A 12892-nucleotide genomic window follows, 5' to 3' on the forward strand; every position below is an offset into this window, starting at 1 on the left:
AGCCGGTTGTTTTTTCAATAACGAGTTGACCTGGTTTTTCAGAAAAGCTATAATTGGGACTCGTTAGGATATGTGTCGACCCCTGAGTGAGACAGAAACAGCCACATACGTTGAGAGCGGCTGCACCAGGCTAAGATATGCTCCCTAATATCAGGTGAACGAATATTAATGAAGTGGTAATGACTCGCATCATTGCAACCAAGGTGGTACCGCGTGCAAGCGCCCTTGGCAGCAATGGTGCTTTTTATGTTGATAAGGGTGTGCGGTTCACGTTAACGCGTTTGTTGGCGCAGGGATCTGCGTATAAGGACCTTGGTCGCAATGGCCAAGAGCGGGCCATCACGCCTAAGGCCGCTTACACTCCGGTTTCTAAGCGGCCCTGTTCACGCTCACTTTCCATAACGCGCTCCCCGGCGCAGAAGTCTGCGTGTAAGGACCTCGAACGCGATGGCCAAGCCCAGGCCATCCCGCCCGAGGCCGCTTACACTCCGACTTCTAACCGCGCCGGCTCGCGCTCACGTTAACGCGCTCCCCAGCGCAGGGATCTGCGTATAAGGACCTTGGTCGCAATGGCCAAAGCCCGGCCATCACGCCCAAGGCCACTTACACTCCGATCCCTACCCGCGCTGGCTCGCGCTCACTTTCTTTTAGGAGGATATGTCATGAAAAAAATGTCAAGCGGCGAGATTCGCCAAATGTTTTTGGATTTTTTCAAGAGTAAAGGTCATGCAGTTGAACCTAGTGCTTCGTTGATTCCGGTTGATGATCCCACTTTGTTGTGGATTAACTCAGGCGTTGCAACTTTAAAGAAGTATTTTGACGGGTCGGTTATTCCAGACAACCCGCGTATTACCAATGCTCAAAAGTCGATTCGGACCAATGATATTGAACTTGTCGGGAAGACAGCGCGCCATCTGACATTTTTTGAAATGCTGGGCAATTTCTCGGTTGGCGATTATTTCAAAAAAGAAGTCATTCCGTGGGCGTGGGAGTTATTGACGAGCCCTAAGTGGTTTGATTTTGATCCTAAGCGTTTGTATGTCACGGTTTATCCTAAAGACAAGGGCACCAAGGAACTTTGGCGCAAAGTCGGGGTTGCAGATGATCATATTGTTGAGGCTGAGGATAACTTCTGGGATATCGGCGAAGGTCCATCTGGTCCGGATTCCGAAATCTTTTATGATCGTGGCCAGTCCTTTAACAATGTGGCTGAGGATGATCCGGAAAACTATCCTGGTGGCGAGAATTCACGTTATGTTGAAATCTGGAACATCGTCTTTTCCGAGCTTAACCATTTGCCGGATGGCCGGTTTGTTGAGCAGCCGCATAAGAACATTGATACTGGCATGGGGCTTGAACGCTTAGTCGCGGTTATTCAAGGCACGCCAACTATTTTTGAAACTGATTTATTCATGCCGATTATCAAGGCAACCGAAAAGATGAGTGCAGGCAAGCGTTACGGGGCCAGTGCGCAAGATGATGTGTCCTTTAAGATTATTGCCGATCATGCGCGGACGGTAACCTTTGCGATTGGTGACGGTGCACTGCCAAGCAATGAAGGCCGCGGCTATGTTTTACGGCGGTTGATTCGGCGGGCGGTTTTAAACGGTAAGAAGCTCGGTATCAATCATGACTTTTTGTATCAACTCGTGCCGGTTGTCGGCGAGATCATGAAGAGCTATTATCCACAGATTCTGGCCAACCAGCCATTTATTCAAAAAGTCATTGAATCCGAAGAAGCCCGCTTCCGGCAAACGCTTGACGCTGGGGTTAATCTGTTGAATCAAATTGTTGCTGAACTGAAGCAAAACGGAAAAAAAGAAATTTCCGGTGCGGATGCATTTAAATTGTTTGATACGTATGGCTTCCCGGTTGAAATGACGAATGAATATGCTGAAGATGAAGGCTTGAAAGTCGATATGGCCGGCTTCAAAAAGAACATGGCGGCACAGCGCGATCGGGCTCGCAAAGCACGGGGTGATCGGCAGTCAATGGGCAGTCAAGATACCGTTTTGATGGACATTACCACGCCAAGCAAGTTCACCGGGTGGACCGAGTTGGATCATAAACATGCCACGTTACAGGCGATTGTTGTGGATGATCAGCTTCAGGATGAAGTCAGCACCGGGCAAGCCCAACTGATTTTTGACGAAACGCCTTTTTATGCCGAAATGGGCGGTCAGGTTGCTGATCACGGGGTTATTAAAGCTCAGGATGGCACCGTATTGGCCGAAGTGACGGATGTCCAGCATGCACCCAATGGCCAAAATCTGCATACCGTTACCGTTAAAGGCAAACTGACAAAGGGCCAACCATATTGGCTCAGCGTTGATCGTTTGCGGCGTAAGAAAGTTTCACTTAACCATACGGCCACTCATTTGCTGGATCAGGCGTTGCGGGATGTTTTAGGCGAGCATACCCATCAAGCCGGTTCGTTAGTCGAGCCTGATTATTTACGGTTTGATTTCACTAATTTCGGTCAGGTAACGCCAAAACAACTGCGCGAAGTTGAAACGATTGTTAATCAGAAGATCTGGGATGCTTTGCCGATTACGTGGAAAGAGATGCCGATTGCCGAAGCCAAGAAGCTTGGTGCGATTGCGATGTTTGGGGATAAATACGGTGATGTCGTGCGAATTGTTTCCATCGGCGATTACAATAAGGAATTTGACGGCGGTACCCACCCAACCAATACCAATGCGCTAGGTCTGTTCAAGATCACCAGCGAATCCGGTATTGGCGCAGGGGTTCGCCGGGTTGAAGCAGTCACGTCCAAGGAAGCTTATGAATACCTGACCCAACAGCAGGACTGGCTTAAGGAAACGGCTGATCATTTGAAAATAGATCAAGTGAAGAATGTGCCAAGCAAGGTCACTCAACTCCAAGCTGATCTGAAAACCGAACAAAAAACGGTGGCAGGATTGCAAGCTAAGTTGGCAGCCCAAGCAGCAGCCGGCATTTTTGACCACGCTGAAACAGTAGGCGGATTTAAACTGATTGACAAGCAGGTTCAGGTAGCCGGAATGAATGAATTACGACAACTTGCCGATGAGTGGAAAACAAAGCAGGCTTCGGACATATTAGTGTTAGGTACCGAAGCAAATGGCAAGGCAAACTTGTTAGTAGCGGCTAATGCCAATGCCAATCAAGCCGGTTTGAAAGCAGGCGACCTGATCAAGGCCATTGCGCCAAAAGTAGGCGGCGGTGGCGGTGGTCGTCCGGATATGGCCCAAGCAGGCGGTAAGAAGCCAGCTGGCATTCCGGCAGCACTGGCAGAAGCCAAAAACGTGATCGGCCAGCATGCATAAGCATTGAATGCAGTTTTTCTTAAATCAAACAATGGACATCAGGAGTTAGGATGGCGTTTTGCTGACTGACTTCTGGTGTTTTTGTTTTTGCTGCCATGAATACGGGAAGTCATGGTAGAATTAAGAAAACGATTTCAGCGAGGTGAGGGAGATGAAAGCGTTGCGGTTGGGAATGACGGATTTTTTGGGGTCGCGTGAACTGTATCGCGTTGTCCGTCAAGCCGATAGCGTTAAACTGACATATACGGTTGATCCATCAAGTACCGAGGGGACAATCGAAAATGAATTGACTGGCACAGATGCGGAGGCGTTTTTCAACCGGTTAGCAACGTTTGACTTTGCGTCTTGGCGAGTACTTGGTGAACCGCAGCCGCCACTGCTTGCTGATACACGGTGGAACCTTGCGATAACGGAAGATGATGAACGGGTTTTGCGATATGAAGGCGGGCAGCCATTTCCGGATAGGTTTAACGAGCTACTGAGTTTATTAAAATATACCGTGACGGTTCCAGGCGGCCATTTTTTACCGCCGATCGCATGGCAACTGGATTATGTGCGATTTGGTACGTTACAGTTACCAAAGTTTGAAGGCCCAAGACGATTCTTAAGCCGGCAGTTACGCTATCGGCGGACGTATTTGATTGAAGCCAACGAGAATCGGGTTGTGTTGCGCACCCAGTATGCTGAACCGCTTAGTGATCATGATGTGGTCTATCATGATCCCAAATTAGTCGCGGCACTCGCTTCAAAAGTGGCAGCTGCAGTTGCTGAATTGGGCGAAGTCGCTGACCTGTCAATTGATTCAACGTGGCAACCACGGTCTGTACTGGCTTTGACGATTCAATATCCCCACGGTGAGCCAACGCGTATTCAGGTGGATGCCGAGTTGAATCGGACCATGAAAATGCTATGGCAGACCGTCACAGAAGCAATTCAGGCATTTCAGCGCAGCAGTGAACACCGAGATCAGCAAGATGCCATTCAGCTTGGGCCGCAATTGATGCACTATATCAAGGTGAATTTCCGCCACGGGGTCAAAGACTATCTGTACAAAACGGATATCCCCAGTTTGCAGGAAGGCGATCTAGTTGTTGTTCCAGTGGGCAATGAAGGCCGCACGTTACATGCTGAAGTTACGAATCCGCATGTGATACCGCCAATTCACTTTCCGGTACCACCTGATAAAATCAAGCAGGTGATCGGATTGGCTGACTTGGATGATGATGAAGACGAGGACGAGGACGATTGGTGTTAAAGCGCATCGTCCAAAAATATCACTTACTTTTGCTCAGGAATTGTACATTTGCATTGATTTCAAGTAAAATGGTCTGTGAAGCGGATAGAATAGAGGTGTAAGAATGAGCACATTAGATCAAACCGTTCACTTTGATTTTCGCGATAACAATCCTAAAAATGTTCACGAGACGTTGGAAACTGTTTATAAAGCACTAGAGGAAAAAGGATATAATCCGATTAATCAGATCGTGGGGTATCTGATTTCCGGGGATCCAGCGTATATTCCGCGTTATAACGACGCGCGTAACTTGATCCGGAAACATAAGCGAGACGAGATCATTGAAGAGCTTGTTCGAAACTATCTTGGCAAGGAGCAAGCTTAATGCGCTTGATGGGGTTGGACGTCGGTTCCCGAACTGTGGGGGTTGCGGTCAGTGATCCTTTGGGGTGGACTGCTCAAGGATTAGAGATCATCCGAATCAATGAGGATAAGCAGCAGTTTGGACTCAAACGGCTCAAAGAATTGGTGACCCAATATGAGGTGACAGCATTTGTCTTGGGATTACCCAAGAATATGAACAATTCAATTGGACCGCGCGCAGAGAAATCACAAGCATATGGTGATTTACTTAAAGAGACGTTTGGGCTGCCAGTTGATTTCATCGATGAGCGATTGACAACGGTTGAAGCTTCGCGAATGTTAATTGAAGAAGCAGATGCCAGCCGTAAGCGGCAGAAACAAGTGATCGACAAACTGGCAGCGCAAATGATTTTGCAGAATTATCTGGATGCAAAAGGTCCCTTGACCAAGCAATAACTCTGGCTGCGGCGATGCGTCCCTGCCAGAATTGAAGGAGAACAAGATGGCAAATAATGAACATGTCAAACCCGGTGACGACAATCAGCAGATTACCCTGATTGACGAAAAGGGTAATGAAGAGCTATATCAGGTTTTGTTTACATTTGATTCCGAAGATTATGGTAAGAGCTACGTACTGTTGTATCCTGCCAGTGAAGATGATGATCAGGAAGTCGAAATTCAGGCTTTCTCGTTCACACCTGATGCAAACGGTGATGCCAGTTCGGGAGATCTTTTCCCAATCGAAGATGATAAGGAATGGGACATGGTCGAAGAAGTGTTGAATACTTTTTTGGCTGATGACGATTCGAATCTACAAGATTAATGACGTCATGAACCCATCAGGCCACCAGTATTTTGGTGGCCTTTTTGTGGCAATGCCAAAATGCCCCAGTATGGGTGGTCCCAAGAAGGAACGAATAGAGTAGAAACGAAGGAAAGTTGGCGCATACCGAAGCACTTCTGCTCGCACTTTACCAGTTATGGTAGAATACACTTTGAAAGAGTGGAGGCATTCACGCCATGAGTGAAGAGAAGCGTCGTTTTAAGGCCGTTATCGGTGATAAAGCGTATACGATTATCGGTCCCGGATCCGAACAGCACTTTTTGACGGTCACGAAGCTGTTGAATGAACGGCTTGATCAAGTCAAAAAACTTGCGCCGGATCTGACTGCCGAGGAACAGGCGATTTTAGTTGCCTTCAATGCTGTTTCTGATCAAGTTAAATTGCTGGCAGCCCAGCAGGATCATTCCGATCAGAAAGCATAATGGGGGAACGTTTTGATTTCAATTACGATTATTTTAGTTTTGGCCTATTTCTATTATAGCGGGGCCCGCCGCGGTGCAGCCTTACAGTGGTTGCATGTAGGTGGTTATGCCTTGAGTTTTTTAGCTGCAACGGCACTAGCCCGACCTTTGGGAGAACACTTTACGTTGTTGATCCCTTATCCCTCTGCGACGAATGCAGGCCAGTTTGCCTTTTATTCCGATAAAATCGGCTTGACGTTGGATGATGCATTTTATCGCGGATTTGCTTTTTTAGTGGTGCTGACGATCGGCTGGTTATTGACGCGGATTGCGGCTTTGTGGTTCCACGACTTGACGTATAAAGCAATGGCGCACAAAAAGAGTGCATTAATAGGCGGCTGGGCCAATTTAGCGATAGGGTATATTTTTTTATTTCTCATTTTGTCATTATTGGCATTGATTCCCATCACCGGTATTCAACATGGGCTTGATCACTCGCTTGTTGCCAAAATGATGATTAAATACTCACCTGGGCTGACACAGTTTGTGAATGCCCTTTGGTTATGAACATGATGACGCTCAAGGACGGATAACTGACGTCTTTGGGCGCTTCTTGATTATGGGAGCAATTTAAATGAACACGAAGATTTTAAGAACACTTGAGTACGACAAAATTCAACAGGCCATACTGCGCCAAGTGGTAACGGCAAATGGACAGAAAATGGTCCAAAACATGACCCCGCAAACAGATCCCGAAAAGGTTCAGCGAGCATTAGACGAAACCGCAGATGGAGCTTCGGCATTGCGACTTAAGGGCGGCATTCCGGTTCCACAGTTGGAAAATATTGACCCAGCGCTAAAACGGGTTGATATTGGCGCCGTGCTAAATGGTCAGGAGTTGGCCAGCATCAGTCGGGTCCTGCAAACAGTCAGTGCAATTGATAAATTCTTAACGGATTTGCAAGACCAGATTGACTTTCGCCAGTTGTATTCACTGCAGGCCGAGCTGACCGTGCTGCCACAATTATCTCGGCGGTTAAAGACGGCTGTGGATCCAGAAGGAACGCTAACGGATGAAGCTAGTCCGGAGCTGCATGGTATTCGCGAACAGATTAAGCGAATCGAAGGCGATATTCGCGGCAAAATGTCCGAATATACTCGCGGGGCGCAGTCCAAATATTTAAGCGATCCGATTGTGACCATTCGTGACGATCGCTACGTTATTCCCGTAAAAGCAGCTTATCGTGCCAAGTTTGGCGGGGTCGTTCACGATCAGAGTGCCACCGGACAGACGCTTTTTGTTGAGCCTCAGGCAATCGTTGCGCTGAATAATCGCTTACGTGAGGCACAAATGGCTGAAACAGCCGAAATTAATCGCGTTTTGGCTGAACTGTCGAATGAATTGGCGCCGTATACCGGCCAAATTAAGGCTAATGCGGCAGTTTTGGGACATTTTGATTTTATTAATGCCAAAGCCAAGCTGGCAAAAGCTCAAAAGGCAACCGAGCCACTCGTATCAGCAGAAAATGATGTCCTGCTGCGCCATGCCCGTCATCCGCTCATCGATCCCCATCAGGTGGTTGGCAATGACATTCCGCTTGGCGCCGATTATCAAGCTATGGTGATTACCGGCCCCAACACCGGCGGGAAAACGATCACGTTAAAAACGCTGGGATTGCTGCAGTTAATGGGGCAATCCGGCCTATTCATCCCGGCTGACGATGAGAGTCGGATCGGGATCTTTGATGAAGTTTTTGCTGATATTGGTGATGAGCAGTCGATTGAGCAGAACTTATCGACGTTTTCTGCCCACATGGATAACATTGTCCATATTCTTAAGCAGCTTTCGCAAAACAGTCTCGTCTTGTTTGATGAACTAGGCGCCGGCACGGATCCGCAAGAAGGGGCAGCGTTGGCGATTGCGATTTTGGACGCGGTGGGTGAAGTCGGCGCGTATGTGGTGGCAACGACTCATTACCCGGAATTAAAGCTCTATGGCTACAACACTCCGAAGACCATCAATGCCTCAATGGAGTTTGATAGTCAAACCCTTCAACCGACTTATCGCCTGTTGGTAGGCGTTCCGGGTCGCTCGAACGCCTTTGACATTTCGTTACGGTTGGGGTTGCCCCACACAATTGTTGACCGTGCCAAGTCGATGATCGGATCCGATAGTCATGAACTTAACGACATGATTAGCGATTTGGAAAAACAGCGTAAGGCGGCCGAAACTGCTCGCGCTTCTGCACAGCGGCAATTAGCAGCAGCTCAGGCACTTCATGATGAATTGGCGAGCGCATATCACACGTTTACCACCGAGCGCGATGCTCAGCTACACCAGGCCAAGGAAAAGGCGAATGCGCTAGTTGACAAAGCACAGAAAAAAGCGGATAAAATTATTAAGCAGCTGCGGCAAATGCAATTGACCAATCCGGGTACCGTCAAAGAAAATCAGTTAATCGCAGCCAAAACCGATCTAAAACGGTTGCATCAAGATGAACCGCTTCAGAAGAACCGCGTGTTGCGGCGAGAACGCGAAAAGCAGGCGTTGCATGTTGGTGATGAGGTTAAGGTTGCCAGTTATGATCAAACCGGGACCTTGTTACAACAATTCGATGAGCATCATTGGCAGGTACAGTTGGGAATTTTGAAAATGAAAGTCCCGACAACCGAGCTTGAAAAGATCAAACCATCTAAGCAGGTAGCCAAGCAGCGGCCGGTCGTCAAAGTCAGTGGCGGTGGCATGAGCGGCCCTTCAACAACCTTGGATCTACGCGGCGAACGCTACGATCAGGCCATGGCTGACTTAGACCAGTATATTGACGCAGCACTGTTAGCCGGGTACCCATCCGTCACAATTATTCACGGTTTAGGCACCGGTGCGATCCGCAATGGGGTTACCCAATATCTGAAACGTCATCGCCAAGTCAAAAGCTTTGGATTTGCCCCGCAAAATGCTGGCGGCTCCGGCGCGACGATTGTTAATTTCAAGTAGTTGGCTAGTTTTTTGCCGGCAGATGTGCTATGATTTAGTTACAAAAAGTAAGAGGAGGAATCCGTTCATGGTTCAAGCAGTTACAGATTCAAACTACAAGACGGAGACCGACACTGGCGTCACCCTCACTGATTTTTGGGCGACTTGGTGCGGCCCTTGTCGGATGCAGAGTCCAGTGATCGACAAATTAGCCGAAAGTCGCGATGACGTCAAGTTTGTTAAGATGGATGTCGATGCTAATCCGGAGACACCTAAATCATTCGGGATTATGGCGATCCCAACGCTGGTCATCAAAAAAGATGGCAAGGTCGTTGAAAAGCTGGTCGGTTATCAAACCAAGGATCAATTAGAAGCAACCTTAAACAAGTACACCGCTTAATTGAATTTGCGATTCAGACACACTGATTGAATGGTCAGTGTGTTTTTTTGACCATTTTTTCGGGGACGCCAGAATCAAGAAAGCAAAAAAATATCCCAAAATTCTGATTTCATCTAAAACGAGGGAAAACAATATCTTTTTTAGCTTTAAGCGGATATATTTAAGCTATTTCGATGGTCCGTCACCGAATTTTTCAGGCAAAAAGTACCGGCTGAATTTGCGCTGATTCGAGTTTGAAAAAATGCCGGCGATGCCTAGTGTTTCGGGACTTCGGACGGTTATCTAACTGGCCTGTTTGATTCACATTACGAAACTGTTAGGTGATTGTTACGCTTTTCGTTGGCGAGGCTTTTTCTGTAAAACTATAATGGATGTGTCAATAAGAACGTGGGGTGACAAGATGTTCGCAAAATTAAAAGCGGTGTGGGAAAATCCCACATTTCGGTTCATCTTTTGGACCGTCACGTATTTCGTGATACTGCTGGTCTTGGTTTATCTATACGGTTACAGCGGTATTAACAACAGTAAATTCATTTATAACGAGTTTTAAAGGGGGAAACCGCGATGATCGATAATGTTATTACAGCGATTGATCGGGTCGCCGCAGAGCATCCAACGCGCGTGGCTTATGATTATGAAGGAACCCAATATACCTACGCCCAGTTGAAAGAAGGCAGTGACCGCCTTGCTGGATTCTTTGCGGAATCATTGCCGGCTGGTGAACCCATCATTGTCTATGGTGGTCAAACCTTTGACATGGTTGAGGTTTTCCTTGGACTTTCTAAATCAGGGCATGCCTACATTCCGATCGACACGCATAGTCCAAATGAACGGATTACCCAGGTGCAAGATGTTGCCCATGCGCCTGCTGTGATTGAAGTGGCACCGCTTCCGATTACGGTCCCAGATGTCAAGATTATTCGGGCACCGGCGTTACATCAAGCTGAGCAGTCACACGCGCCAATTCATTCACTGCAGCATGCGGTTGCTGGCGATGATAATTACTACATCATCTTTACAAGCGGCACAACGGGGAAACCAAAAGGCGTTCAGATTAGTCACGATAACCTTTTGAGCTATGTGAACTGGAATATTTCCGACTTTGGGCTTGAAGAAGGCGTTGTCGCCATGTCTCAGCCGCCGTATTCCTTTGACCTAAGTGTGATGGATCTTTATCCGACCTTGGTTTTAGGCGGCACCTTGAAGGCTTTACCAAAAGAAGTCACTGATAACTTTAAAGAATTATTTGCGACGTTGCCAAAATTGGGCTTGAACGAATGGGTATCAACCCCTTCTTTTGTCGAAATTGCGTTACTTGATCCGAATTTCAAGCAGGAAAATTATCCGAACCTGACCCATTTTCTGTTTTGCGGTGAGGAGCTAGTTAATAAAACCGCCCAAGCGCTGATCACACGTTTCCCGAAAGCAACCGTCTATAACACGTATGGTCCGACCGAAGCCACCGTTGCGGTTACGGGAATGGCGATTACCCAGGCGATTGTTGATCAATATCCGCGGTTACCGATTGGCTATGCGAAGCCTGATACCAACGTTTATGTGGTTGATGAGCAAGGTGAACAGGTTTCAGCTGGCACAGAAGGCGAATTGATGATCGTGGGTCCAAGCGTGTCGAAAGGGTATCTCAATAATCCGGACAAAACAGCCGCGGCATTTTTCAAGGCTGGCAATCAACGCGGTTATCGGTCTGGTGACTTAGTGACCATGACCGCAGATGGGATGGTCTTTTATCGCGGTCGGACTGATTTCCAGGTTAAGTTGCATGGTTATCGCATTGAGCTAGAAGATGTTGATCATAATTTGAATCAGGTTTCTTATATTAAGCAGGCATCAACGGTTCCGCGGTATGACAAGGATCATAAAGTTGCCCAGTTGATTGCCTTTGCGGTTGCCAAACCAAATGACTTTGATAGCGAAATGAAACTAACGCAGGCAATTAAAGCCGAACTAGGGAAAATGGTGATGGAATATATGATTCCCCAACGGATTATTTACCGGGATCAGTTACCGTTAACGGCTAATGGCAAGGTTGATCGCAAAGCACTGATTGCAGAGGTAAATCATTAATGCTTAATTTACAACCGTATGAGAATCCACAGTATTTTGTCTATTTAATCATTGCCTTGCTTCCCGTCATCATCGGCATGTTCAAAGGCTTTCGGATGCATTGGTATGAAAGCATCTTTTCGTTGGTTTTCCTGGTACTGATTTTTGATGCCGATAAATGGCCTCAAGGAAAAGCGTTATTGGGGTATGTGGTTTTCAACTTATTACTGGTTTACGCGTATTTCAAATATCGAACGCGCGAAGGCTCAAAAAACTCCACGGCAGTCTTTTATCTTAGTGTCGCGTTAGGAATTGCGCAGCTGGCAGTTGTCAAGTTTACGCCGCTGTTTCAACATCATGGGTCTATTCTTGGCTTCTTGGGCATTAGTTATTTAACTTTCCGAGTGGTCGGCACGATTATGGAAATTCGTGATGGGTCGATTAAAGACCTGAACATGTGGAAGTTTATCCAATTTCTGCTATTCTTCCCAACCATCTCAAGTGGCCCGATTGATCGGTATCGGCGATTTGTCAAAGATTACGATCGCGTTCCTGATCCCGAGCATTACGCCCAGTTGGTGACCAAAGCGATTCACTATCTGATGCTTGGTTTTCTGTATAAGTTTATTCTGGGGTACATCTTTGGAACCTTGTGGCTGCCTTCTGTTGAACACATGGCGATGGCCAGTCGCGGTGGGGCTTTCTTGGGACTCAGTTGGCCAGTCGTGGGCGTCATGTATGCTTACTCCGGTTATTTGTTCTTTGATTTTGCCGGTTACAGTTTGTTCGCGGTTGCCATTTCCTACTTGATGGGCATCGAAACACCGATGAACTTTAATAAGCCTTGGATGTCATATAACATCAAAGACTTCTGGAATCGTTGGCATATGAGTTTGAGCTTTTGGTTCCGTGATTATATCTATATGCGCTTTGTGTTCTTTATGATGAAACACAAGTGGATTAAATCGCGGGTCTGGACGGCATTTGTCGGTTACCTCGTTTTATTCCTGATTATGGGGATTTGGCATGGTGAGACCTGGTATTACATTGTCTATGGGCTGTTCCATGCGATGCTCATTAATCTGACGGATGCATGGCTGCGGTTCAAGAAAAAGCATAAGGACTTTTTCCCGCATAACCGCGCAACGCACTACTTCGCCATTTTCATGACCGCTAATGCTGTATGCTTCTCGTTTTTGATTTTCTCCGGTTTCTTAGACAAGCTGTGGTTCCACTAAAAGAATGTTGTTGTAGGCGGTCAATCGCTTGAAGATTGGCTAGGGTTTAAAAGAAAGAGGTAATTC

13 protein-coding genes are annotated in these 12892 nt (G+C 47.1%); all 13 read left to right on the forward strand.

The genetic code is table 11. From position 1 onward, the window contains the following. The first annotated feature begins 179 nt into the window (after positions 1-179). The 13 genes from EL173_RS15230 (at position 180) to dltB (ending at position 12826) form a co-directional block, all read left to right on the forward strand. On the forward strand, positions 180-524 hold the full coding sequence (locus EL173_RS15230) for a hypothetical protein (RefSeq protein ID WP_014571188.1): 345 nt from the start codon (positions 180-182) through the stop codon (positions 522-524). Between the two features lie 138 nt (positions 525-662). Beyond that, positions 663-3308 carry an alanine--tRNA ligase gene (gene alaS, locus EL173_RS03830; RefSeq protein ID WP_014571189.1) on the forward strand — a complete coding sequence of 882 codons (2646 nt, stop codon included), beginning with the start codon at positions 663-665 and terminating at the stop codon, positions 3306-3308. Between the two features lie 151 nt (positions 3309-3459). After that, entirely contained in the window at positions 3460-4563 is a 1104-nt protein-coding gene (locus EL173_RS03835; protein ID WP_005692003.1) for a hypothetical protein, read from the forward strand. Between the two features lie 103 nt (positions 4564-4666). After that, positions 4667-4927 carry an IreB family regulatory phosphoprotein gene (locus EL173_RS03840; RefSeq protein ID WP_019728522.1) on the forward strand — a complete coding sequence of 87 codons (261 nt, stop codon included), beginning with the start codon at positions 4667-4669 and terminating at the stop codon, positions 4925-4927. Beyond that, positions 4927-5361: a Holliday junction resolvase RuvX gene (gene ruvX / locus EL173_RS03845; RefSeq protein ID WP_005705639.1), complete on the forward strand. Its 435-nt coding sequence runs from the start codon at positions 4927-4929 to the stop codon at positions 5359-5361. The genes EL173_RS03840 and ruvX overlap by 1 nt, the downstream gene beginning before the upstream one ends. Before the next feature lie 46 nt (positions 5362-5407). After that, positions 5408-5728 carry a DUF1292 domain-containing protein gene (locus EL173_RS03850; RefSeq protein ID WP_005685522.1) on the forward strand — a complete coding sequence of 107 codons (321 nt, stop codon included), beginning with the start codon at positions 5408-5410 and terminating at the stop codon, positions 5726-5728. Between the two features lie 197 nt (positions 5729-5925). Continuing rightward, the gene (locus tag EL173_RS03855; RefSeq protein ID WP_005685523.1) at positions 5926-6171 is read left to right on the forward strand and encodes a cell division protein ZapA; all 246 of its coding nucleotides are present in this window, start codon (positions 5926-5928) and stop codon (positions 6169-6171) included. Positions 6172-6183: 12 nt separating this feature from the next. Continuing rightward, on the forward strand, positions 6184-6717 hold the full coding sequence (locus EL173_RS03860; protein ID WP_005685524.1) for a CvpA family protein: 534 nt from the start codon (positions 6184-6186) through the stop codon (positions 6715-6717). Positions 6718-6784: 67 nt separating this feature from the next. Beyond that, the gene (locus tag EL173_RS03865) at positions 6785-9145 is read left to right on the forward strand and encodes an endonuclease MutS2 (RefSeq protein ID WP_019728521.1); all 2361 of its coding nucleotides are present in this window, start codon (positions 6785-6787) and stop codon (positions 9143-9145) included. A 67-nt stretch (positions 9146-9212) separates the two neighbouring features. Then, positions 9213-9524 (forward strand): thioredoxin, encoded by a 312-nt coding sequence (trxA, locus tag EL173_RS03870; RefSeq protein ID WP_005685527.1) that lies wholly within the window; start codon positions 9213-9215, stop codon positions 9522-9524. 400 nt (positions 9525-9924) lie between these two features. Further along, entirely contained in the window at positions 9925-10074 is a 150-nt protein-coding gene (locus EL173_RS03875; RefSeq protein WP_005714493.1) for a teichoic acid D-Ala incorporation-associated protein DltX, read from the forward strand. A gap of 14 nt (positions 10075-10088) precedes the next feature. Then, entirely contained in the window at positions 10089-11609 is a 1521-nt protein-coding gene (gene dltA, locus EL173_RS03880) for a D-alanine--poly(phosphoribitol) ligase subunit DltA (RefSeq protein ID WP_015764309.1), read from the forward strand. Beyond that, positions 11609-12826, forward strand: a complete 1218-nt coding sequence (dltB, locus tag EL173_RS03885; protein ID WP_005685530.1) for a D-alanyl-lipoteichoic acid biosynthesis protein DltB — start codon at positions 11609-11611, stop codon at positions 12824-12826. The genes dltA and dltB overlap by 1 nt, the downstream gene beginning before the upstream one ends. Positions 12827-12892 lie beyond the last annotated feature (66 nt).

The sequence above is a fragment of the Lacticaseibacillus rhamnosus genome (assembly GCF_900636965.1).
Taxonomy (GTDB): domain Bacteria; phylum Bacillota; class Bacilli; order Lactobacillales; family Lactobacillaceae; genus Lacticaseibacillus; species Lacticaseibacillus rhamnosus.